The 21,362-nt window shown below is 71.8% G+C and carries 24 protein-coding genes and 1 tRNA gene; 11 read left to right on the top strand and 14 right to left on the bottom strand.

Annotated elements, in window-relative coordinates; translation table 11 throughout:
• Nucleotides 1-12 precede the first annotated feature (12 nt).
• From NBH00_RS14865 to NBH00_RS14830, 9 genes are all read right to left on the bottom strand, one after another.
• Nucleotides 13-735: a hypothetical protein gene (locus NBH00_RS14865; protein WP_254569376.1), complete on the bottom strand. Its 723-nt coding sequence runs from the start codon at nt 733-735 to the stop codon at nt 13-15.
• Nucleotides 736-818: 83 nt separating this feature from the next.
• Entirely contained in the window at nt 819-2,273 is a 1,455-nt protein-coding gene (locus NBH00_RS14860; protein WP_254569375.1) for a terminase large subunit domain-containing protein, read from the bottom strand.
• The gene (locus NBH00_RS14855; protein WP_254569374.1) at nt 2,270-2,698 is read right to left on the bottom strand and encodes a hypothetical protein; all 429 of its coding nucleotides are present in this window, start codon (nt 2,696-2,698) and stop codon (nt 2,270-2,272) included. Before NBH00_RS14855 ends, NBH00_RS14860 begins: the two co-directional genes overlap by 4 nt.
• A gap of 98 nt (nt 2,699-2,796) precedes the next feature.
• A complete protein-coding gene (locus NBH00_RS25535; protein ID WP_367401256.1) occupies nt 2,797-3,054 on the bottom strand; it encodes a helix-turn-helix domain-containing protein in 258 nt (85 codons plus the stop codon).
• Between the two features lie 56 nt (nt 3,055-3,110).
• On the bottom strand, nt 3,111-4,568 hold the full coding sequence (locus NBH00_RS14850) for an AAA family ATPase (protein WP_254569373.1): 1,458 nt from the start codon (nt 4,566-4,568) through the stop codon (nt 3,111-3,113).
• Nucleotides 4,565-4,879 (bottom strand): hypothetical protein, encoded by a 315-nt coding sequence (locus NBH00_RS14845; RefSeq protein WP_254569372.1) that lies wholly within the window; start codon nt 4,877-4,879, stop codon nt 4,565-4,567. Before NBH00_RS14845 ends, NBH00_RS14850 begins: the two co-directional genes overlap by 4 nt.
• The gene (locus NBH00_RS14840; protein WP_254569371.1) at nt 4,876-5,100 is read right to left on the bottom strand and encodes a hypothetical protein; all 225 of its coding nucleotides are present in this window, start codon (nt 5,098-5,100) and stop codon (nt 4,876-4,878) included. The genes NBH00_RS14845 and NBH00_RS14840 overlap by 4 nt, the downstream gene beginning before the upstream one ends.
• Before the next feature lie 314 nt (nt 5,101-5,414).
• Nucleotides 5,415-5,702 carry a hypothetical protein gene (locus NBH00_RS14835; protein ID WP_254569370.1) on the bottom strand — a complete coding sequence of 96 codons (288 nt, stop codon included), beginning with the start codon at nt 5,700-5,702 and terminating at the stop codon, nt 5,415-5,417.
• A 3-nt stretch (nt 5,703-5,705) separates the two neighbouring features.
• Complete coding sequence (locus NBH00_RS14830) at nt 5,706-6,041, bottom strand: helix-turn-helix transcriptional regulator (RefSeq protein WP_254569369.1); 336 nt, start codon at nt 6,039-6,041, stop codon at nt 5,706-5,708.
• A gap of 146 nt (nt 6,042-6,187) precedes the next feature.
• Here NBH00_RS14830 and NBH00_RS14825 point away from each other — a divergent pair, with 146 nt between their 5' ends.
• Nucleotides 6,188-6,424 (top strand): hypothetical protein, encoded by a 237-nt coding sequence (locus NBH00_RS14825; RefSeq protein WP_254569368.1) that lies wholly within the window; start codon nt 6,188-6,190, stop codon nt 6,422-6,424.
• Nucleotides 6,425-6,478: 54 nt separating this feature from the next.
• On the opposite strand, the gene NBH00_RS14820 is transcribed toward NBH00_RS14825, so the two are convergent.
• The 4 genes from NBH00_RS14820 to NBH00_RS14805 form a co-directional block, all read right to left on the bottom strand.
• Nucleotides 6,479-6,802, bottom strand: coding sequence for a hypothetical protein (locus tag NBH00_RS14820; protein WP_254569367.1), 324 nt, complete (start codon nt 6,800-6,802; stop codon nt 6,479-6,481).
• A gap of 16 nt (nt 6,803-6,818) precedes the next feature.
• Entirely contained in the window at nt 6,819-7,394 is a 576-nt protein-coding gene (locus NBH00_RS14815; protein WP_254569366.1) for a Panacea domain-containing protein, read from the bottom strand.
• Between the two features lie 171 nt (nt 7,395-7,565).
• Nucleotides 7,566-7,638: transfer RNA gene (locus tag NBH00_RS14810), tRNA-Ile, on the bottom strand.
• Between the two features lie 60 nt (nt 7,639-7,698).
• On the bottom strand, nt 7,699-8,697 hold the full coding sequence (locus NBH00_RS14805; protein WP_254569365.1) for a hypothetical protein: 999 nt from the start codon (nt 8,695-8,697) through the stop codon (nt 7,699-7,701).
• Nucleotides 8,698-8,856: 159 nt separating this feature from the next.
• On the opposite strand from NBH00_RS14805, the gene NBH00_RS14800 reads away from it, so the two are divergent.
• Nucleotides 8,857-9,573, top strand: coding sequence for an SDR family NAD(P)-dependent oxidoreductase (locus tag NBH00_RS14800; RefSeq protein ID WP_254569364.1), 717 nt, complete (start codon nt 8,857-8,859; stop codon nt 9,571-9,573).
• Between the two features lie 29 nt (nt 9,574-9,602).
• Here the strand turns inward: NBH00_RS14800 and NBH00_RS14795 are convergent, their stop codons facing one another.
• The gene (locus NBH00_RS14795) at nt 9,603-10,139 is read right to left on the bottom strand and encodes a hypothetical protein (protein ID WP_254569363.1); all 537 of its coding nucleotides are present in this window, start codon (nt 10,137-10,139) and stop codon (nt 9,603-9,605) included.
• 166 nt (nt 10,140-10,305) lie between these two features.
• On the opposite strand from NBH00_RS14795, the gene NBH00_RS14790 reads away from it, so the two are divergent.
• The 9 genes from NBH00_RS14790 to NBH00_RS14750 all read left to right on the top strand — a co-directional run bounded on the left by NBH00_RS14790 (nt 10,306) and on the right by NBH00_RS14750 (nt 21,336).
• Entirely contained in the window at nt 10,306-11,346 is a 1,041-nt protein-coding gene (locus NBH00_RS14790; RefSeq protein ID WP_254569362.1) for an LLM class F420-dependent oxidoreductase, read from the top strand.
• Nucleotides 11,347-11,356: 10 nt separating this feature from the next.
• The gene (locus NBH00_RS14785) at nt 11,357-12,580 is read left to right on the top strand and encodes a glycosyltransferase (protein ID WP_254569361.1); all 1,224 of its coding nucleotides are present in this window, start codon (nt 11,357-11,359) and stop codon (nt 12,578-12,580) included.
• Nucleotides 12,581-12,666: 86 nt separating this feature from the next.
• Nucleotides 12,667-14,151 carry a sugar transferase gene (locus tag NBH00_RS14780; RefSeq protein WP_254569360.1) on the top strand — a complete coding sequence of 495 codons (1,485 nt, stop codon included), beginning with the start codon at nt 12,667-12,669 and terminating at the stop codon, nt 14,149-14,151.
• Between the two features lie 10 nt (nt 14,152-14,161).
• Nucleotides 14,162-15,025 carry a hypothetical protein gene (locus NBH00_RS14775; protein WP_254569359.1) on the top strand — a complete coding sequence of 288 codons (864 nt, stop codon included), beginning with the start codon at nt 14,162-14,164 and terminating at the stop codon, nt 15,023-15,025.
• Entirely contained in the window at nt 15,025-16,584 is a 1,560-nt protein-coding gene (locus NBH00_RS14770; RefSeq protein ID WP_254569358.1) for a TolB family protein, read from the top strand. The genes NBH00_RS14775 and NBH00_RS14770 overlap by 1 nt, the downstream gene beginning before the upstream one ends.
• Nucleotides 16,585-16,634: 50 nt before the next feature.
• Complete coding sequence (locus NBH00_RS14765; RefSeq protein ID WP_254569357.1) at nt 16,635-17,144, top strand: NUDIX hydrolase; 510 nt, start codon at nt 16,635-16,637, stop codon at nt 17,142-17,144.
• Between the two features lie 134 nt (nt 17,145-17,278).
• A complete protein-coding gene (locus tag NBH00_RS14760; protein WP_254569356.1) occupies nt 17,279-18,277 on the top strand; it encodes an NAD-dependent epimerase/dehydratase family protein in 999 nt (332 codons plus the stop codon).
• Nucleotides 18,278-18,374: 97 nt separating this feature from the next.
• Nucleotides 18,375-19,658: a glycosyltransferase family 4 protein gene (locus NBH00_RS14755; protein WP_254569355.1), complete on the top strand. Its 1,284-nt coding sequence runs from the start codon at nt 18,375-18,377 to the stop codon at nt 19,656-19,658.
• A gap of 124 nt (nt 19,659-19,782) precedes the next feature.
• Complete coding sequence (locus NBH00_RS14750; protein ID WP_254569354.1) at nt 19,783-21,336, top strand: tyrosine-protein kinase domain-containing protein; 1,554 nt, start codon at nt 19,783-19,785, stop codon at nt 21,334-21,336.
• Nucleotides 21,337-21,362: the final 26 nt, after the last annotated feature.

Here is a 21,362-nt window from a genome sequence, read left to right as displayed (position 1 = left end):
GGTACCGGGAGCTCATGCCACACGCCCCATCCGGCGCGCCTCATCCAGAGCCGCATGCGCCCGGCCCGCACGCTCCATCGCGCTCCCCAGCAGGTGATCCTCGTTCGAGAACTCCGGCATCGCCGGCATCGGCTTCCCCGTCTCATGCTCGGCACACGCCCGATGCCACTCCGTCATCCGCGCCTCCATCGGCCGCCGGATCTCGAGCACCACGGCGTCCGCGGCGGCGATCTCCGCCTCAAGCTCCTCGAGCGTCGCCCGGATGGGTCGCGGCGGCGGCCACGTCCACCGCGCCTCAAACCGCCGCAGCGCCTCCGCCCCATCAGCGTCCGGGTCAGCGACCGCCGCCTGCCACTCCTCCCCCGTCCGATGCTGCCCGACAGCGGCAGCCACCCGCCCGGTGTGCTCCACCAGCGCCGCCACAGCGGCCACATCCGCCTCCTGCGCCGCCACCAGCCGAGTGCGCGCGTACTCCGGGCTCAGCCGCGCCGGCAACACCGGCGGCTCACCCCCAGCCCGCGCCGCCGCCGCGAGCTCCGCCTCGTACGTCGACCTCAGCGTCGCGTGCTCCGCCTTCACCGCAGCGACCGCGGCGATCGCCTTCTGCCGAGCCTCGATCAGACCCGGATGCTCCAGACGCAGCGCCTCAAGCCACCCGAACTCGGACTCCGGGATGCTCCCCGCCGGCAACACCGGCGCAGACACCCGCTCCCGCTCCTTCACGGCCACGGACACGCGACCACCTCGCTTCCTCATGTCAGGGCGCACAACGGCGCCAGTAGAAGCCCCAACCGGGGCAAGACTCGTGTCTGGCGCGCTCATATCCGCGGCCCCCGCCATGCGGGCCCGCCGCGCACAGCACGCCGACCATCGACCGCCGCCCGCAGCGCGTCATCCCCCAATCGGAGCGGCGCAAGCGCACGCCCATCGACCGGCGACCGCACCAACGCCTCCGGAGCGGCCATCACCACCCGCACCGACGACGACGGCACGAACACGAAGCTCATCGCGACCGCATCCGCCGAATCCGGCGACTTCACCCCACGAGCCGCGAGCGCCCTCTTCGCCTCGATCACGATCCGACCCCTGTCGTCGTACCCGAACCGGAGCTCCCCGAGCTGCTCCACGAGCTCACGGTCCCCCTGGTCGAGGTCCACGCGGCCGTGCTCGAACGCCTCCCGCAGATCCCAGAAGTTCTCCGCCCGCAAGTTCACGAACCGCTGCGGCTGCCGAGCGGACGCCGCACCGATGAACGGACGCACCGACACCCCCGCCGCCTGCGCCTGGTCCGTCACACCACCACCGACACCCGTGTCATCCACGACGACCGACACCGGCTCCGGCGGCGACCCGAGGTCATCGCGCAGTGCCCCCACGAGCCGGCCGGTCGTCTGCGTCGTCGACCACCCATGCCCCACGAACAGGCGGCGCACCACCCCACCACGGTTCGAGTACGCCACCGTCCGGTCCCCACCGAACCGCGCCACGTCCAGACCCACCGTGCCGGCGCCCGTCGCACGCAGCCGCCGCTCGCACGCCGCATCGATCCACTCCCGCTCGATCAACCGCTGCCCACCGTCGAGATCAACGAACTCACCGTCGAGCTCCGCCTGCGCCCGCAGCGGCGACAGCCCCTCCCGCAGCGACGCCAACGTCTCCGCCGTCACCCACGGCGAATCCGCCAGCCGAAACCGGAACGTCGCCACATGCTCGGACCCGTTCACGCCGCGCATCGCGTGCTCGTAGAACGCACCGCGCGTCCCGAGCGGCGAGGATGCCAGGACGATCCGCGCGTCAGGCCGGGCCGCTGTCGTCGGGAACGCTGCACCGAGGATGAGGTCGTCGTCGACGATCGCCGCCTCATCGATCAGCAGCACGTCCGCCGACCAGCCGCGCACCTGATGCTCCGACGCCGGTACCGACCGGACCTCCGACCCGTTGCTCAGGGTCAGCAGCGACGACCGCTCGTCGAGCACCGACCCCGCAAGGATCGGTGAGCCGGCGGCGACGCGCCGGACCTCGGCGAGCAGGCGCTTCGCCGCCTCCTCACCGGCACTCACGATCAGCACCCGCGTCCGAGCGCGCCGGAACGCCCGATGCAGCGCAAGCACGGCAAGCGACCGCGACTTGCCCGTCTGCCGCGGCGCCACGATCACCGTCACCCGCCGCTGAAGCGCGAGAGCACCGGCCTGGGTCGCGGTCAGCGGGCAGTCCACGAGGGTGGCGAAGACCCCGACGTCGTCGCGGGCGGCGGCGACCTGGGCGCGGGTCATGCGGCGTCTCCGTCGATCACGTCGCCGTCCTGGTCGCCGCTCACATCGGTCTCGGCCCAGTGCTGCGCGAGGTCGAACGCCTGGGAGCGGGCGACATCGAGGCCGAGCTTCGCCCGCGACCGCGGGCTGCAGCCCAGCGCGTCGAGGTGATCGGCCGCCTCCCGGCGGAGCCGGCCCTCGAGCTCGAGCACGATCGTGCGCGGGTTGCCCTTCTCGTCCATCCAGCCCTTCGCGCCGAGGTACCCCGTCACATCGTCGAGGCGGCACATCACCTCGGCCGCCAGGCGGACCATCGCCCCGTCCGCTGCCGGCAGCCCACCGTCGCTCGCGCGTAGCGGGGCGTCCGCCGCCAGGGCATCGAAGACCTCGCGGACCTTCGCGTCGACACGCTCCGCGGCGATCACCGCGTACGCCCCGTGCTTCACCGCACGCTGGTTCCCCGCCGGCGCCGCCGGCACACCGCCACGACGGAGGTTCGACAGCTGCCGCGCCCGCCGACTCGGATCACCGCTCAGACCCGGCATCACGCGGCCCCCCGGTACTCGTCTCGGTACCCGCCCGCGTCCGGCCCAGTGTTCATCGGCACACCTGACGGAGTAACCATCCGATCGCACCCATCCTGCGCCGCCTCCCACGCCTCGATCGACGACACCCGGAACCGGTAGTACCGACCGATCGGCACCGTCGGGATCCGCCCTTCACGCGCCAGCCGGTACACGTGCGCCTTCGACACCTGCCACCGCTCAGCGAGCTCATCAGCCGTCAGCAGACGCGCCGCCACTCGGTGTGAATCCGACTCGGGAGCGTGAGGGGCCTGAAGGCCACGGGCGTGGCCGCTCACGAGATCCCCTCCTCAGCGTCGAAGGTGGCCGCGATCGTGTTCACGAGGGCGGTGTCCGAGGGGTGGTTTTCGTCCTCCACCCGTCCTTCCGTCCCGACCCCCCTAAAGGGGTCGGGACGGGACGGGTTTGCCGTCGCGGGATCGTCCCCGTGTCCGGACGGGTCGGTCCCCCTGTGTTCAAGGGGTTTGCGGCTTGCGTCGTCCCGTTCGTCCGCGTGCTCGGACGGGGGTGTCTCGTCCGCCCTGTGGGACGGGAAGTTCAGGTGGTCCGGTGAGAGCGTGTAGCGGCGGCCGTGTGGCGTGATCTGGCCGGTCTCGAGGAGGGCGTCGAAGACGCTGCGGATGGTTTCTGCGCGTCCGGTGACGAGCTCGTTGACCTCGGTCTTGCTGAGTCCGTCGCCGTGGTCGTGGTCGCGGAAGGCTTGGAGGATCCGGCCGCGGGCGGTGGCGATGGGGTCGACGGGCTTGCCGTCGATCGTCAGTTTCATGGAGTCCGAGGTGGAGTCGTAGTCCTTGGTGATGGTTGCCCACTGGCCGTCTTCGGCCTCGCGGTGGCGGCCGCGGACCTGCCACTTGCTGTCCTTGGTCTGGACTTCGACCTTGGAGGACCACCAGGCCTCGAGGTCGGAGCTGCCCCGCATGCGGCCCTTGTCCGCGTGGCCGGTGTGGTGGGCGAAGCCGACGGTGCAGCGGAACTTGGTGCGCAGGTCGGCCATCCACGCGGTGATGGCCTGGACCTCGGTCTGTTCGTTCTCGTCGGCGTCGCCTTTGACGCGGGCGAGGGGGTCGAAGGCGATGAGGACCGGCTTGATCGCTTCGGCGGCGGCCTCGATGCTGGCCCTCCACGTGGGGTCGCTGAGGCGGACGCCGGCGTTGCTCGCCACGTTGAGGTTGTGCAGGTCGTCGCCTGCCTGGGCGTGGCCTCGGATGAGCTTCGAGAGGCGGCGGGCGGTGTCGCGCTGAGGGGATTCCTCGAGGACGAGAATCACGGGACCGGGGGCGACGGCGTGGGCGCCGAAGGCAGGGCGGCCGGTGGCGACCGCGATGGCGATCTCAAGGAGGATCCACGTCTTACCCGTCTTGGCGTAGCCCTGGACGGCGAGGAGGCCGCCGGCGCCGACGAGGCCTTCGATGAGCCAGTCCGGTTCGGTGCTGTCGCCGGCGAGCAGCGCGGGCCCGCTGATGAGCCATTCGGCGGGTTGTCTGGCGGTGTCGGCGGGTTCGGTGTGTGCGACCTCGGCGGCGACGGCAGCGACTTGGTCGGGGTTGAGGTCGTGCCCGTGGATGTGGGCCATATGCGACGCGACGAGACCGGCGAGCATCTCTCGCGAGGGTGCGTGTCCCGTCTCGCTGATGAGGCTCAGGAGCGTGCCGGTCTGTCGGCGTAGCGTTGTCGTCGGGTCCTCGTCGTGGCCGTTGACGTGCTCGAGCGGCATCGTGGTAGGAGCGGTCACGCGGCCTCGCTTCGGACGAGCCTGAGGCGGGTGATGGCGGCGAGTCCGGCTTCGGTGGGGACGAGTTCGACGCAGCCGCGGTCGGCGTGGAGCTCGGCGAGGCCGGTGCGGACGAGGTTGTTGATGGCGCGGTCGACGGCGGTTCGGTCGAGGCCTCGGATGGCGAGGTGTGCCCGGTTGCTCTCGTCGAGGTCTTGCCGTCCGTCCCTGTCGTCGGCGATGTGTCGCAGCAGGACGTGTGCTTCGGCGGCGGCGAGCGGCGGTCGGATGCTGGCCTGCAGGAGGGGCAGGCCGGTGGTGGCGTTGGTCATGCGGGCACCTGCTGTGAGAGGCGGAGGCCGCTGGCAGCCTCGGTGAGGCGGCCGTCGCGGACGAGGTCGTCGACGGCGGCCGAGAAGATGTCGTCGCCCCATCGGTCGAAGTTGGAGAGGCCGCGGATGTCGTTCCGGGTGTGGACCTGTCCGGGGTGGCGGAGGATGGCCTCGAGCACGATCTGCGCTCGAGCTTCTCTCACGGTCAGCGAGGTGCTCACGTGGCCGCCTTGCGGTTGGGGTGCACGGTCGCGACGTCGAAGCCAGCGACGGCCTCGCGGGCGACAAGCTGCACAGCGCGTCGGCGGGCAGCGGGCCGGGAGTACTTGGCGGCGGGGCGGGCTCGGTGGCAGGCGGCGTGGTAGCGGCGGCTGCGGGGCCCGAGCGGGCGGCCGCAGAGGCGGCATTCTCCGCCGAGGGCGGTGTTACCCTCCGAGGAGTGGGGGCTGGTCGCGTATGAGGACACGATCGCCTTTCTCCGAGGTCCCGTTAGCCCGGGGCCTCGGTTCGTTCATGGACGCGTTCGGGTTGCGGGTCATGAGCCGGTCCTCGGCTGGGTCCGGTAGGTGCGGCTGCCCTCGAGTTGCGGGGCGTCGGCGTAGATGTCGCGGCGCATCGCGCGCTTGTCGGCGTGCATCGCCTGGAGCCGGGTCGATGTCGTCTCTCGTGGGCCGGCGTCGTGAGCCCGTAGCTCGGCGCTCGCCTCTTCGATGCGGCGGGCGAGCCGGCGTGCGTCAGCGGCGCGCGGCTTGCGCTTGCTGCGGTGCTTCGTGCGGGGCTCGACCGTCCGGGAGCCGCCTGCGTCGGGTGTCGGCCAGGCCATCGTTCAGGCGGTGGCCTTGCGGTCGGCGATGATCGGCCACAAGTCCCGGACGGGCGTCTCGACGGCGGCGGCGATCCGGAGTCCGGTGTCGACGCGCGGGAGGTGGCAGCCGCGTTCGATGCGGCTGATCGTCGCCGGCTGCACCTGGGCGCGGATGGCGAGCTCGAACTGCGTGAGGCCGCGATCCTTGCGGGCTGCGGCGAGAGGGTGAGGCGATGCGGGAGGGCTGAGCACGGCGACCTCGAGGACGTGGAGCTGGGGTCCCTGGCCGGTGCGTGCCGGTTGATCCAGGTATGTCCTCGGGGCTGGAGTGGAGCCGAAGCTCTTGCCGCCCGTCACGGCGCCGTGTTCACGGCGGCGATGTACGCAGTTGGGAAACTAGTGGGCGCGTCGGACGGTACTTTGGCTGGCCGTTCTTGCTCAGCCGAGCGCGGAAGTGGTTCGCGTCACGAGTCCCATGGCTTCCGCGTTTTCGGGCGAGTGCCATGGGCGCCAGCAAGATTTCGTCCTACAATGCGCCGGTGCTCGGGGCATTGACGGTGGGAAAGCTGGTGATCTACCTGTTCGTCGGCGGCTTCTTGGCGGTCGGTGCGATCGGTCTCGTGATCGTGATGTTCGGCGAGTTCTTCGGCGCCCTCGGAGGGCGAGGGCTCGTCATCGTGCTCGTCGTGACGATCCTCGGCCTTTTGCTCTTGGGACCGGTCGGCTCCATGAAGCTCTGATCGTCTCGCGGCATGCCTCCGCGCTCGATGTCGAGCGGCCGCCGTGCGCGCTGCTCACCAGGGGTCTGCGTCGGGAAGGTCGGGCTCGTCCTCGAACGGGTCGTGTGCGGCGTTGGGGACACGCTCGATCCACGTGAGGAGCACGGTCTCGGTGTCGTCGTCGACCTCGAAGCCAACGAACACCGTGAAGCCGTCCATGAACCGGCGGCTGCGCAGGACGCGCGACTCCTGATCCTGGAAGGCTGGGATCGAGAACTCGTACGGGTCGCGGGCGAGGATCGTGAGGATGCCGGAGAAGCAGTCGACGAAGCGCTTGTGGCTGGCGTCGAGTTGAAGGGCGTTCTTCTTGAACTCGGCCGTCTGGTTGATCGACCACACGGCGCGGGACTATCGGTCAGCGGGCGTGCTTCGCGGCCAGGTGGCCGGCGAGGGCGCGTTCGTCGGCCGAGAACGGAGCGGTGTCGACAAAGAGCGTCTCGGGCGGGATGGTCTCGCCGTCGTCGAGGACGGTCCAGCCCGCAATGATGCGGTGTGAAACCTCGCTGATCGACGTGGCGTTGTGCGGCCGGACTTGCCGGATGACGTCGTCGATGATCTCGAGCTCCTCATGCGAGAACACCGATGGGTCAGCCTCGCGGGTCGGCGTGGTGACCCGCCTTGAGTGCGTGTAGACCTTCTTCATCTCGACGGTGACGTCACCGGCGGCGATGAGCTCGTCGCGGATCCTCGGGAGCGGGCGCGCTAGAGGTCCCCTGGGCTGCCGGTGGTACTGGGCCCCGGTGATGGTGTGCCCGAGGGTCGCGAAGGCGGTGAAGTCGCAGAAGCACAGCGTCTTGTTGAGCTTCGTGTCCCCGAAACTCGGGTCGTCCTGCAGCTTCCCGGCGATGTAGATCACGAGTTCGGCGAACCGGTCCTCGTCGAGTTCTTCACGGGCGGAGCGGAGCGATGGTGTGCGGACTGGTTCGGTCATCGGCGGAGGTCTGCGGTCGAATCTACCCGGGGTGCCGCGTGAACGATACGCCCGACCTCGGGGGATTCCTGCCGCTGTCAGCTCAAGCCGTAAAGCCGAACTGGTACCCAACTGGTACCCGTGCAGATCAGCGACTGCCGCCGATCATGCGGGTTTGCAGGCAAAATTTAGTAGGGCGGCCTGGACTCGAACCAGGATCTGACGGATTATGAGTCCGCGGCTCTGACCATTGAGCTACCGCCCCGCGGCGCGGCGACAGGGCCGCGTCCGACGCGGGGAACGGTACTGCGGCGGGCGGCGCGGGCTACGTGCCCGCGACCTTAGCGACGGCGCGCTTCAGCTCCCCGACCGAGAGGGCCCCCTCGATCGCGGCCGACACGCGGCCGTGCCGGTCGATGACGAAGGTCCAGGGCTCGGTCGGCAGCCGGTACGCGCGGACCTGGGGCCGGAAGCCCTTCGAGGTGTCGTTCTCGTTGTAGATCTCGTTGTGGATGAAGGTGACCCGGCCGGAGAACTCGGAGGCGACCTGCTCGGCGACGTCGACGACCGGGCCGCAGACCCGGCTGACGCACAGCTGCGGCGTCGCGAAGGTCAGGACGACGGGGCGCTTGCCGAGGACGCTCGCCAGGTCGGTCTTCAGCAGCGGGAGGTCGGGCGGGTTGCGCGTCGTGATCTTCGCCGCGTCGCCGCCGACCGATGCGAGGGTCGGGGTGTGGACGCGAGGCGCGCGGTCCCCGGGACCGGGCGGCAGCGCCCCCTTGGCCCCCACGCTGAGCGTGAAGCCGGACGTGGCGAGCAGCCGGCCATCCACGCGCACGACGGCCAGCACCGCGTACCGGCCCTTCCGCGGGAACGGGACGTCGGCCACGTAGACGGCCTTCGCCGCGTCGGGATCCTGCGCCGTCGTCCGGCTCTCGAACGCCGGCTTGACCGCGAGCGACTCGGACCGGGCGATGTACGGGCCCCGCATCTTGGAGCCGTCGGCGTTCGCGACGTACAACGCGGCCGCGGCGCCGGCGATCTGCTTGTGCGCGACGTCGAAGAGCCCGAAGCCGACGCGGTCGGTCCCGGCCCGGAGGACGGAGACCGTCGGGGCGAAGACCGGGCCCGCGGGCAGGCGCGCCTGGAGCTCGGCAAGGGTGTGGCCCGCCGACTTCGGGAAGTCGGAGATGCCGCCCGACGGCTTCGGCTGCGCGGGCACCGACGCCGTGTCGCCGCCCGACGAGCTGCCGCAGCCCGTCGCGGTCGCGAGCACGGTGAGGGCGGCCGCGAGGACGACGGCGGGGCGACGGGCGTGGATCATCGGCGGGCATCCTGCCACGACTGGACGTCCTGCACGCCGGTCCCCGGCTGTCCGCCCGCTCTGCCGGAGGCGCGGGCGGCGGGGTCGGCGTCGTCTGGTTGGATAGGCCCCGACCCACGACCTTCAGGAGCGACAGGCATGGCAGAACGAGCAGCACTGGTGACGGGCGCATCGAGCGGGATCGGGCTGGCGATCGCCGACATGCTCGGTCAGGAGGGCTATGCGCTGACCGTCGCGGCCCGTCGCCCCGACAAGCTCGAGGCCGCCGCGGACGGCCTGCGGGCCAAGGGCTACACGGTCGAGCACGTCGCGGGCAACCTCGGCGACGAGGACGTCATCAACGGCGTGGTCGCCGCCCACGAGGCGACGTACGGCCGCCTCGACGTCCTCGTGAACAACGCCGGCATCGGCATGGGCGAACCCGTGGACGCGCTCACGACGAAGAAGGTCGACATCCAGCTGAACACGAACCTCCGCGCGATCTTCCTGTTCTACCGCGCGGCGATGCCGATGCTGCGTGCGGCGGGCGCCGAGCACAAGAACGCGCTCGTCGTGAACACGTCGTCGATCAGCGGCATCCGCGGCGAGGCCTGGCTCGGCGTCTACTCCGCCACGAAGCACGGCGTCGTGGGCTACACGCAGGCGATGAACAAGGAGCTCGCGACCGCGGGCATCAAGAGCACCGCGCTCTGCCCCGGCTTCGTCGACACGCCGATGACCGACTTCGTCAAGGAGCACGTCCCGGCCGAGACGATGATCACGCCCACGGACATCGCCGAGGGCGTGCGCTTCCTCCTGCGGACCTCGACGGGCTGCGTCGTCCCCGAGATCCGCTTCGAGCAGCCGGCGGGAGGGCTCGAGGCCCTCCCCGGCTGACCGGGCGGCGGCGCGCCGGAGCGCCCGCCCTACGCGTGGGTGAGGTCGCGATCGCGGTCGCGCGAGGGCGCGGCCGCGGTCTCTGTCTCGCGCTCCAGGCGCTCGAGCGCCCGCTGCGCGTCGCGGTCCTCGCGGCGCGTGCGCAGGAAGCCCCAGCTCCCGCTCTCGGCGGCCTCGCGGGCCCGGCGGTCGCGGGCCGCGGCCTGGTGCTCCTCGATGACCGAGGACAGCGGCGGCAGCTCGGTCGCCTCGACGTGACGGCGCTCGCGGGCGACCGTCTGGTGCTCGCGGATCGCGGCCCCGAGGTCGCTCGGCGGGCAGTCGAGCTCGGCGGCGAGACTCGCCTCCAGGTGCGTGCGGAGGATGCGGATCTCACGCTCGGTGGCGCGGCGGGCGCGCTTGACGCCGGTGAACGCGTCCCACGCCTTCGCGAAGGAGATGAAGTTCGTGCGGCCGCCGCAGCGGTGGGCGGCGAGCATCGGGCAGACGCCGCCGTCGCGGTCGGAGTACGCCCCCGCGATGATCTCGTTGCTGGCGATGCCGACGAGCATGGCCTCGCGGGTCACGGCCGGCAGGCAGTCGATCGCCAGGCGGAGATCGTCGTTGGGTGAGCGTCGGCTTCGCATAGGTAGGCTTGCGCGCCCTGGTCGGGAAGGGCGCCTCCTGCCGCGAACCCTACGCGCAGGTCGTCCGAATCCCAAGCATTTCCCCTCCCCATGAATGAGGTCTTGCATGAAGCTCGGTGTGCACATCGGTTATTGGGGCCTCGGCCTCACGCGTGAGGATCAGCTCGAGATCGTCCAGGAGGCCGAGCGCCTGGGGTACGACTCGGTGTGGACCGCCGAGGCCTACGGGTCCGACGCCGCGACGATCCTCGGCTGGATCGCGGGCCAGACGACGACGATCAAGATCGCCTCGGGCATCCTGCAGATGCCCGCGCGCTCGGCCGCGATGACGGCCATGACGGCCGCGACGCTCGACCAGCTCTCCGACGGACGCTTCATCCTCGGCATCGGCTCGTCCGGCCCGCAGGTCTCCGAGGGCTGGCACGGCGTCCGCTTCGCCAAGCAGCTGCAACGCACCCGGGAGTACGTCGCGGTCCTGCGCATGGCGCTCGCGCGTGAGCGCGTCGAGTTCCACGGCGAGTCGATCGACCTCCCGCTCCCCGACGGCCCCGGCAAGGCGCTGAAGCTCACGATCTCGACCGTCCAGGACCGGATCCCGATCTACATCGCCGCGATCGGCCCGAAGAACACGCAGCTCGCGGCCGAGGTGGCGGACGGCATCATCCCGACGCTCTTCTCCCCCGAGCACGTGAACGTCATCCGCGACGAGATCCAGGTCGGCGTCGACCGCGCCGGGAACGGCAAGACGCTCGACGACGTGGCGATCGCCCCGTCGGTCCAGGTCTTCGTCGGGGACGACATGAAGGAGGCGCGCGACCTCATGCGGCCCTTCCTCGGCCTGTACATCGGCGGCATGGGCTCGAAGAAGCAGAACTTCTACAACCAGCTCGTGCACCGCTACGGCTTCGAGGAGGCCGCCGAGGAGATCCAGGACCTCTACCTCGCGGGCAAGAAGGACGAGGCGGCCGCGGCGATCCCGGACGCGCTCATCGACACCGTCGCCATCTGCGGACCCGCCGACCACGTGCGCGAGCGCCTGGCGGCCTACAAGGACGCGGGCGTCCACACGCTCGGCGTCTCCCCGATGGCGTGGACGAAGGACGGGCGGCTCGAGCAGCTGCGCAAGGTCGCCGAGCTCATGTCGTGACGCCGGCTGCGTGAAGGTCCTCCTCGGGGCGTTCGGCGACCCCGGCCACACGTTCCCGATGATCGCGCTCGGCGTCGGCCTCCGCCGCGCCGGGCACGACGTCACGCTCGAGACGTGGCAGCGGTGGCGTGGCGAGGTCGAGGCCGAGGGGCTCGCGTTCGCGGCCGCGCCCGAGTACGACGTCTTCCCGACGGAGGGGCGCTACCTCAAGCCGTACGAGGCGGTCGCGCGGGCGACGGTCCACACGCGCGAGCTCGTCCGCGCGCTGCGTCCCGACGTCGTCGTGCAGGACATCCTCACGCTCGCCCCGGCCCTCGCCGCCGAGCTCGAGGGCATCCCGGTCGCGACGCTCATCCCCCACGTCGATCCCCGCCCCGCGCCGGGCTTCCCGCCCTACTCGGTCGGGGCGCGCCTCCCGCGGACACCGGCCGGGCGTGCGGCCTGGGGCCTGCTCGATCCGCTCCTCGAGCGGGGTCTACAGGCCGGGCGCGCCGAGCTGAACGGGACCCGCCGCCGGCTCGGTCTCCCCGCCCTCGACCACGTCCACGGCGGCCTCAGCCGGGGCCTCTGCCTCGTGGGGACGTTCCCGCAGCTCGAATACCCGCGCACCGCCGCCTCGGCGCCGAACGCCCACGTCGTCGGCCCGCTCCTCTGGGAGCCGTCGGCGGACGACGTCGACCTCGGCTTCGGCGACCCCGCGCTGCCGCTCGTGCTCGTCGCGCCGTCGACCGCGCAGGACCGCGAGGGGACGCTGCTGCGCGCGGCGCTCGAGGGGCTTGCGGACCTGCCCGTGCGCGTGCTCGCGACGACGAACCGCCACGCGGCCCCTGGCCCGGACCCCGTCGTCGGGGCGAACACGCGCCTCGTCGACTGGCTCTCCTACGCGCGGACGATGCCCCACTGCGCCGCCGTCGTCAGCCACGCCGGTCACGGCACGATGGTCCGCGCGCTCGCCAGCGGCTGCGTCGTCGTCGCCGTCCCGGCCGCCGGCGACATGAACGAGAACGCCGCCCGGGTCGCCTGGGCGGGGGCCGGTGTGCGGGTGCCCCGGCGGCACTGCTCGGCGGAGACCGTCCGGCTCGCCGTCGGCCTGGCGCTCGAGCGCCCGGAGCTCGCCTCGCGGGCCCGGGAGCTGCAGGCGTGGGCCGCCGCGAACGACGCGGCGGCCCGGGCGACAGCGCTCATCGAGGCGTACGCCGCGGCGCGCGGTGTGCCGGCGCACCGCAATCCCTGATTCAGCAACATATTCGTCGCAGTCGGCCGATAACGTTGGGCACGACGACCTTGGGGGGCACGCCAATGGATGACCGGGGGACCGTAGTGGCCGATATCGGGCTGGGGCATGCGACGTCGCGAGGGGCTGAGGCTCACGTCGACCCGATCGCGGACCCGGGACCGTTCGCGCAGACCCCGACGCTGCTCGTCCCGGCCGCCCCCTCGCCCCGCGACGGGATTATGCGCCGGGCGCTCCGCGGGTCGGACGTCGCAGGGCTCGCCGTCGCGATCGGCGGGACGGTGCTCGCGACCGCCGCGGGCGGCAACGCCGAGGCGCTCGCGCTCTTCTCGGTCCTCGCCCTCCTGCTGCTGCAGGTGTGCGGCCTCTACGCGCGGGACGGCGTCGTGATCCGCGCCAGCACGCTCGACGAGATCCCCAAGCTCCTCCAGGCCCTAGCGTTCGCGGCGGCGCTCACGATCGTGATCAGCGGCTTCGGCATCACCGGCGACACGGCACCGGTGACGTGGGCCTGGGCGCTCGCCTGCGTCCTCCTCCCCGGCTTCCGCAAGGTCACCCGCGCGATCGTGCGCTGCAACACCGCCGCCGAGCGGGTGCTCGTCCTCGGATCCGGCCACATCGCGGGCCTTGTCGCGACGAAGATCCAGAAGCACGACGAGTTCGGCCTCCAGGTGGTCGGATGCCTGGACGCCGGCGACGAAGGCCGCCCCATGATCGGCGGCGGGCCCCGCCTGCTCGGCACGCTCTCCGACGTGGAGGAGGTCGTCGAGGAGTACGACGTCGACCGCGTCGTGATCGCCTTCTCGTCCGTCCCCCACGACGAGATGCTCGACGCGATCCGTCGCTGCAAGCGCCTGCGGCTGAAGATCGACGTTGTCCCGCGCCTGTTTGAGGTGATCGGCAACCGCGTGGACATGCACGACATCGAGGGCCTGACGCTGCTCGGCCTCCGCGGACCGGTGCGCTCACGGGGGGCGAGGGCGGCCAAGCGCCTCACCGACCTCGCCGGCGCGACGACGCTGCTCGTGGTCCTCTCACCGGTCATGGGCCTCATCGCGCTCGCCGTCCGGCTGACGACCGGCGGGCCGGCGCTGTTCCGGCAGGAGCGGATCGGGCGCGGGCAGCAGCCGTTCCAGATGTACAAGTTCCGCACGATGGTCGAGGACGCTGAGCTGCTCAAGGCGACGCTCCGCCACCTCAACGAGGTCGGTGAAGGCCCGATGTTCAAGATCGCCATGGACCCGCGCGTCACGCCGATCGGGCGCTTCCTGCGGCGCACGAGCCTCGACGAGCTCCCCCAGTTCTTCAACGTCCTCCGGGGCGAGATGAGCATCGTCGGCCCCCGCCCGCTCATCCGCGAGGAGAGCGACGCCGTCCTCGGCTGGCACCGTGCGCGGCTCGACCTGACCCCGGGGCTCACCGGCCCGTGGCAGGTCATGGGCCGGCAGAACGTCCCGTTCGACGAGATGGTGAAACTCGACTACCTGTACGTGGCCGAGTGGTCGTTGTGGAACGATCTCAAGCTCGCCCTGCGCACGGTCGTCGTCATCCTGCGGCGTACGGGGGCGTGACGAGCATCCGATGAGCGACCTCTCCGAGACGACCGACCTTCCCGCCGCCGCGCGCTGGCTGCCCGCGGACAGGACCCCTGCCCTCCCGACGGGCGACGCGCTGTCGCCCGTCGCGGCGGCGTCCGAGGCGCCGCCCTCGGGTGGACCGTCGGCCTGGCTTCCCGCCGGACGCGCCGCGGACCCTCCGGGACTCGCGGGCGCCTCGGCCTACACGGCGCATGTTCCGAGCGCGGACGCGCCGGCCGCAGACGCCGCGGTGGCCGCCGCGCCGCGGCCCGGGCCCGGGCGCGCCGGCCAGGCGATCCGTCTCCGGCCCCGGGTATCCGCCGCCGTCGGCGTCGTCGTCACGGCCTTCGTCGTGGCCTTCGCCATCGCCGCTGCCGGCTCCGGCTCGTCGGGCTCGCACCCGGCGGCGAGCGCCGCCGCCTCCGCGCCGGCCTCGACCACGACCACCGCCGCGCCCGCCCCGTCGCCCGAGAGCGTCACCCGTCGCGCCGCGGCCGACCGGCGCGCTGCCCGGAAGGCGCGCGCCGCCCGGGCCCGCGCGAAGCGTCGTGCCGCCGCCCGACGCGCCGCCGCCCGACGCGCCGCCGCCCGTCGCGCTGCGGCCCGTCGCGCCGCCGCGCGGCCCGCGACGGGACGCGCGACCTCGCCCGCGGTCACGCCGGCGGTGGCCCCCGCCGCGGTCGTCACGCCGCCGCCGTCCCCGTCCCCCGCGGCGACGGCGCTTACCCCGACGCGCACCCAGGCCGTGAAGCCGACGACGACGAAGACCCCGACGAAGACGGCGCCCCCCGCGGTCACGCAGGCGGCACCCGCCCCCGCCGAGCCCGCCGGCACGGCCCCGGCGAGCGACCCCGGCCGCACCCCCTGATGCAGCCGCACACGAAGCTCGCCACGACGGCGCTCCTGGCCGTCGCCCTCCTCACCGCGCCGGCCGCCGCGGCCACCGTCCCGCACCGGACCGTCACGCTCAGCACCTCGATCTTCGGGGCACCGCTGACGCAGCCGGTCCTGGACGCGGTGCTGTCCGGCAACGGTGCGGCGATCGCCTACACGACGGCCGCCCCCGACGCCGCCCTCGGAGACCTCGACGGGGCCATCCCCGACGTCTTCCGGCAGGACACCAACGGCACCGGTCGCAGCATCGTGTCGGAGGCCTTCGACGGGACCGGGGCGAACGGCGCGTCGCTGTCGCCGTCGATCTCCGGCAACGGACTCACGATCGCCTTCACGTCGCTCGCGTCGAACCTCGTCTTGGGCGACACGGACGGCCAGCCCGACGTCTTCGTCCGTACCCGCGGCGGGGCGACTCAGCTCGTATCGGTCGCCGTCGACGGCGGCCCGGCGAACGGACCCTCGTTCGAGCCGGATGTCTCAGCCGACGGGCGGTTCGTCGCCTTCACGTCACTCGCGTCGAACCTCGTGGCCGGGGACACGAACGGCGTCGCCGACGTCTTCGTGCGCGACCTGGCCCTCCGCACGACCCGGCGCGTCAGCGTCTCGTCCACGGGGGAGCAGGGCACCCGCCCATCGTCCGGGCCGGCCATCGACGCCGACGGCGGGTCCGTCGCGTTCCAGTCCTCCGCGCGCAACCTCGTCCCGGACGACACGAACCACGCCGCGGACGTCTTCGTCCACGACGCGGGCGGCGTCACCGAGCGCGTGTCCGTCGCGACCTCCGGGAAGCAGCAGGACCGCGCGATCGCCGCCCCCTTCCGCTCCGCCCCGGACATCAGCGGCGACGGACGCTACGTCGTCTTCGACACGGACGCCCGGTCGCTGTCGGCGCAGGACACAAACGAGCGCACCGACGTCTACCTACGTGACCGACGGCGCAAGCGCACGACGCTCGTGAGCGCGAGCTCGCTGAACGTGCAGGGCAACAACGACTCCATCACGCCGCGGATCACGCCGAACGGCCGCTTCGTGACCTTCCAGTCGTTCGCGTCGAACCTCGTCCCGCAGGACGGCCCGCGTGAGGACCTCTTCGTCCGCGACGTGCGCGCGGGCACCACGTCCCTCATCAATGCGACCGATTCCGGCGCGCGCCGGCGGTCCGAGCCGGTGAAGCAGCTCCTCCAGACGGCACAGCTCTCCGACGACGCGCGTACCGCGATCTTCATCTCCGCCGCCCCGAACATCGTCTCCCCGCTCCCGGCGCCGCCGTCGCGCGAGCTCTACCTCCGGCGACTGCAGCCGCCCACCGTCAAGAGCGTCGGCAAGGCCACCCGGTCGGGCGGCCGCCTGCGCCTCCGGGTCAGCGCGGACGATCCACTCGCCACCCGATTCCTGTGCCGCGTGGACGACGCGGTGCCCTTCGCGTGCGGCCCCCGGGTCGCTGTCCGCCGGACGGCCGGCCGGAATCTGCGGATCCGCGCGGGCGGCCCGGGCATGCTCTGGTCGCGCGCGATCACGGTCCCACTCGGCTGACGCATCACGCGCGGCGGCCCCCGCGGGCCGCTGTGGCATATTGCCGCGCGATGGAGTTCCGCTATTGCCCTGCGTGCGCCGAGGAGCTGCGCCCGATCACCGACGGACACGACGCCGGCCTGCCGGCCTGCCCGGACGGGCACTACGTGCACTACGAGAACCCCGCGGTCACGGCGTTCGCCTTCTTGCGTGACGGTTCCGGTCGCTACCTCGCGCTGCGCCGCGCACACGCGCCGGCGTCCGGGGAATGGGACCTGCCCGGCGGCTTCGTCGACGCCGGCGAATATCCCGAGGAGACGATCCGCCGCGAGATCACCGAGGAGACCGGCCTGCACGCCTCGGACCTCGAGGTGTTCGGCGCCTGGACCGGACGGTACGGCCCCGGGGGCAAGTGGACGGTCGACATCGCCTACCACGGGCACTGCCCGGACGGTGAGATCGTCCTCTCGCCGGAGAAGTCCGAGTTCGCGTGGGTCGAACTCGAGGACTTCCCGACGCCGGCGTTCAACAGCGAGCGGCTGGCGCTCCGGAAACTCCTGACGAAACGCATGAAGACCTGATTTGTAGGTAATCGTGCAATACTTGGCTCAGCAGCCAAACCTGCATCGTGGCGCCGTCGCGTTGGTTATGCTGCCGTCGTTCATCACCGCCGGGAGCGGTGAAGTCGGCTTCAGGGAACTGACAGGGGGCTCATATGGGCAAGGCAATTCTCGTCGCCGGTGGCGGCGGCTTCATCGGCGGTGCGCTCGTCTCGAGCCTGCTGCAACAAGGTCATGAGGTCCGCGCGGTGGACCGCAAGCCGCTGAGCGAGTGGTACCAGGTGCATTCTCAGGCCGAGAACGTCGTCGCCGATCTCCAGCTGCTCGATCGCTGCCGTGAGGCGGTCGACGGCGTCGACGAGGTCTACAACCTCGCCTGCGACATGGGCGGCATGGGCTTCATCGAGAACAACAAGGCCCTGTGCATGCTGTCGGTGCTCATCAACACGCACCTGCTCGAGGCGTGCCGGCTCACCGGCTCCGGGCAGCGGTTCTTCTATGCCTCGTCGGCGTGCGTGTACGCAGCCGACAAGCAGCTCGTCGCCGACCTCGCCCCGCTGCGGGAGTGCGACGCCTACCCGGCCATGCCCGAAGACGGCTACGGCTGGGAGAAGCTCTTCTCCGAGCGGATGTGCCGCCACTTCCGCGAGGACTTCGGGATCGAGACGCGCATTGCCCGCTATCACAACGTCTACGGGCCCCGGGGCACCTGGACCGGAGGCCGCGAGAAGGCGCCGTCGGCCATCTGCCGCAAGGTGGCGGAGGCGAGCCTGTCCGGCGTCCACGAGATCGAGGTCTGGGGCGACGGCGAGCAGACGCGCAGCTTCACGTACATCGATGACTGCGTCCGGGGCAGCCAGATGATCATGGCGTCCGACATCCTCGACCCGATCAACCTCGGCTCGAGCGAGATGGTCACGATCAACCAGCTCATCGACATCGTCTCCGACATCGCCGGCATCACGGTCACGCGGCGGTACGACCTCAGCGCGCCCAAGGGCGTGCGCGGGCGCAACAGCGACAACACGATGATCCTCGACCGCCTCGACTGGGAGCCCTCGACGCGGCTTCGCGACGGGCTCGAGGAGACGTACCGCTGGGTCCACCGGCAGGTCGCGTCCGGCCGCCCGGCGACAATCGCCGCTGCAGCCTGAGCGTCGTCCCTCGCCACATCCGCCAGGACACCGCGCGTGACCGCGATGTCCTGCTGCGCGCCCGTCAACTCCAACGAATCAGATCGGCCTTTCCGTCATGCATGACCAGCGGGCCTCGAGCCCGGCGCGTCCGGGCGCCCTCGCCGAGACGAACGCCCCCGCGGCGATGACCGGCCCGGAAGCTGCCGTGCGACCCCGCCGGATCCAGCTGTGGAGCTACAACTACGACCCGGAGCCGACCGGGATCGGGCCCGTCAGCCGGACGTGGGCGCTGGCAATGCAGGCGCGCGGCCACGACGTGAGCGTCGTCGCCGCGCATCCGCACTACCCATCGCCCGACTGGGGCACGCGGGTCCTCCCCTACCGGGAGGAGCGCGAGGGCATCCGCGTCCTGCGGCTGCCGCTGTGGATCGGGCGCTCCACCGCGCGCGAGCGCGTCCGGCAGGAGGCGTCGTTCATGGCCGCCCAGTTTGCGGCGATCCCGGCGCTCGGCCGGCCCGACGTCGCCGTCGTCGTCTCCCCCTCGTTCCCCGCGCTGCTGCCGGCCATCGTCGGCAACCGTGCCCGGCGGACCCCGTGGATCCTATGGCTTCACGACATCCTGCCGGACGCGGCCGCGGTCACCGGGCTCCTCGACGAGCAGAGCAAGGTCATCCGCGCCTCCCGTCGGCTCGAGCGCGCGGCCTACCGCCACGCCGACCGGATCGTCGTCCTGTCGAGCGCGTTCACGGACAACCTCACCGCGAAGGGCGTGCCGGCGGACAAGCTGCGCCTCATCTACGACCCGGCCACCCGCGTGCCGGTGGACGCCGTGCGCGAGCGGTCGTCCCGCGCGCCGCGCATCCTGTGCATGGGCAACATCGGCTTCTCCCAGGGCCTCACCGCGCTGGTCGGCGCCTTCGAGGCCGACCCCGCCGTCGCCGGTCCGGACGTCCGGCTCGTCATCACGGGGAACGGGCTCGCAGCGGACGACGTCCGTGCCCAGATCACCACCGACCGTGTGGAGATGCTCGGCGTCGTGAGCTCCGACCGTCTCGAGCAGGAGCTGCAGCAGGCAGACATCGGGCTCGTGACCCAGCACCACGAGGGCGGGGAGTTCAACATCCCCTCCAAGCTCATGAACTTCATGGCCTACGGGCTCCCGGTGCTCGCTGCCGTGAACCCGGCCGGTGAGGTCGCGCGGATCGTCGAGGCGTCCGGCGCGGGCTGGGTCGTCGACAGCAGCGATCCGGGCGCCCTTCCCCGGGCCGTCGCCCGGATCGCGGCCGACCCGGAGGACCAGCGCCTGCGCTCGCAGCGCGCGCTGGCCTGGGCCCACGAGCACTACACCGCCGAAGGCTTCGCCCGGCGGTTCGATGCGGTCATCGGGGAGGTCTGCTGATGCGGGCCGTTAGGATGCGCGATCCTGCTTCTCCCTGCGGGCCGACACTCCGCGCCGTGCCTCCCGGCGCCGGCGCCCCGGCACGCGGTGGAGCGGCGCCTTCTGCCCGCCGGAACCGCGAGACATGACGACAGAGCCACAAGAGACGACCATCGGCGACTACGTCCGGGTTCTCCGTCAGCGGCGCCTGCTCATCGCGTTCGTCGCCATCGCCTGCGCCGCGGTGGCGTTCGGCGTCTCGGCCCTGCAGACCCCGAACTACAAGGCCACCGCCTCGCTCGAGGTGAAGGACGTCAACTCCGAGCTCTCGGTGCTCGGTGGCGGGTTCCTCAGCGGGCAGACCCCCCTGCAGCTCGCGTCCGCGCATGTCGCGCAGGTGACGCGGCCCGAGGTCGTCGCCCGCGTGAAGCGGCAGTTGAAGTCCCGGCTGACGCCGTCCGCGCTCGAGAACAAGGTCTCGGTGAGCATCGACCCGAACTCGTTTCTCGTGAAGGTCACGGCGACGACCCGCCACGCGCGGGACGCCGCCGAGGTCGCCAACGCGTTCGCGGAGGCCGACGCCCGCCTGAGCACGCGCGAGACGCGAGCGGGCTTTACCTCGGCGGCGGCGAAGCTCAACCGGAAGCTCAAGCAGCTGAACTCCGCGAAGGACGCGAACACGCGCGCGATCTACATCTCGCAGCTGTCGCGCCTGCAGTCGCTCAGCGCCGTCGCGGAGCCGATCGCCGTGAGCGACCAGGCGCAGATCCCCGGCTCGCCGTCCTCCCCCCGTCCGGTCCGAAACACGCTCGCGGCGCTCATCTTCGGCTTTCTTTTGGGCGTCGCGCTCGCGTTCGCGCGGGCCGCCTTCGACCGCCGGCTCCGGGCCGCGTCCGACGTGACCGCCGAGCTCGACTACCCCGTCGTCGGCCAGATCCGCTCGCAGGCGCTGGGGCATGCGGGCAGCGTCAACGTGCCGGGGCCGAAGCGCAAGACGCTCGGGCCGCTCACCGACGCCGACGAGGAGTCCTTCCGGATCCTGCGCCACAACGTGCGCTACCTCGCCGCGGACGAGGAGATGCGGACCATCCTCGTCACGAGCGCGATGGCCCAGGAGGGCAAGTCGACCGTCAGCAGCTGCCTCGCGATGGCGAGCGCCGCGGCGGGCAAGCGCACGCTGCTGGTCGAGTGCGACCTCCGGCGCCCCGTGCTCGCCGGGCGCTTCGGGCTCAGCGACGGCCCCGGGCTCTCGGACTACCTCACCGGTAACGCGGAGCCGAGCGAGATCATCCGCATCGTCCAAACCGATGAGGCGGACGGCGGCGCGCCCGTCGGACCGGGGGCGGAGCCGCTCGTGTGCATCACCGCCGGGTCCTCGCCTCCCCGGCCCGCCGACCTGCTCGGGTCCGAGCGCTTCCGCGCGTTCCTGCAGGAGGTCTCGTCAGTCTACGACACCGTCATCGTCGACACTGCGCCGCTGCTGACGGTCGCCGACACGTTGGAGATCGTGCCCCACGTGTCGTGCGTGCTGCTCTGCGTGCGCCTGCAGCAGTCCACGCGCGATCAGGCGAACGCCGCCCGCGAGGCACTGGGCCGGCTCCCCGCCCGGCCGACCGGGCTCGTCCTCACCGATGTCAAGGACACCGGCGAGGGGTACTACGGCTATTACGCCGCCGACACCTCGCGCGTGCAGGCCTGAGGCGAGCTGCGCGCGCGGCGGGGGCG

The organism is Paraconexibacter antarcticus, assembly GCF_024220175.1.
Classification (GTDB): domain Bacteria; phylum Actinomycetota; class Thermoleophilia; order Solirubrobacterales; family Solirubrobacteraceae; genus Paraconexibacter; species Paraconexibacter antarcticus.
This window is presented reverse-complemented; position numbering and strand designations above follow the sequence as displayed.

Coding starts and splice junctions, on each gene's coding strand:
- NBH00_RS14835 (WP_254569370.1), bottom strand. CDS start 5,702: ATGGCCTGGCCGACACCCGACGCAGGCGGCTCCCGGACGGTCGAGCCC.
- NBH00_RS14790 (WP_254569362.1), top strand. CDS start 10,306: ATGAAGCTCGGTGTGCACATCGGTTATTGGGGCCTCGGCCTCACGCGT.
- NBH00_RS14760 (WP_254569356.1), top strand. CDS start 17,279: ATGGGCAAGGCAATTCTCGTCGCCGGTGGCGGCGGCTTCATCGGCGGT.
- NBH00_RS14770 (WP_254569358.1), top strand. CDS start 15,025: ATGCAGCCGCACACGAAGCTCGCCACGACGGCGCTCCTGGCCGTCGCC.
- NBH00_RS14805 (WP_254569365.1), bottom strand. CDS start 8,697: ATGATCCACGCCCGTCGCCCCGCCGTCGTCCTCGCGGCCGCCCTCACC.
- NBH00_RS14825 (WP_254569368.1), top strand. CDS start 6,188: ATGGGCGCCAGCAAGATTTCGTCCTACAATGCGCCGGTGCTCGGGGCA.
- NBH00_RS14775 (WP_254569359.1), top strand. CDS start 14,162: ATGAGCGACCTCTCCGAGACGACCGACCTTCCCGCCGCCGCGCGCTGG.
- NBH00_RS14860 (WP_254569375.1), bottom strand. CDS start 2,273: ATGACCCGCGCCCAGGTCGCCGCCGCCCGCGACGACGTCGGGGTCTTC.
- NBH00_RS14815 (WP_254569366.1), bottom strand. CDS start 7,394: ATGACCGAACCAGTCCGCACACCATCGCTCCGCTCCGCCCGTGAAGAA.
- NBH00_RS14765 (WP_254569357.1), top strand. CDS start 16,635: ATGGAGTTCCGCTATTGCCCTGCGTGCGCCGAGGAGCTGCGCCCGATC.
- NBH00_RS14750 (WP_254569354.1), top strand. CDS start 19,783: ATGACGACAGAGCCACAAGAGACGACCATCGGCGACTACGTCCGGGTT.
- NBH00_RS14755 (WP_254569355.1), top strand. CDS start 18,375: ATGCATGACCAGCGGGCCTCGAGCCCGGCGCGTCCGGGCGCCCTCGCC.
- NBH00_RS14845 (WP_254569372.1), bottom strand. CDS start 4,879: ATGACCAACGCCACCACCGGCCTGCCCCTCCTGCAGGCCAGCATCCGA.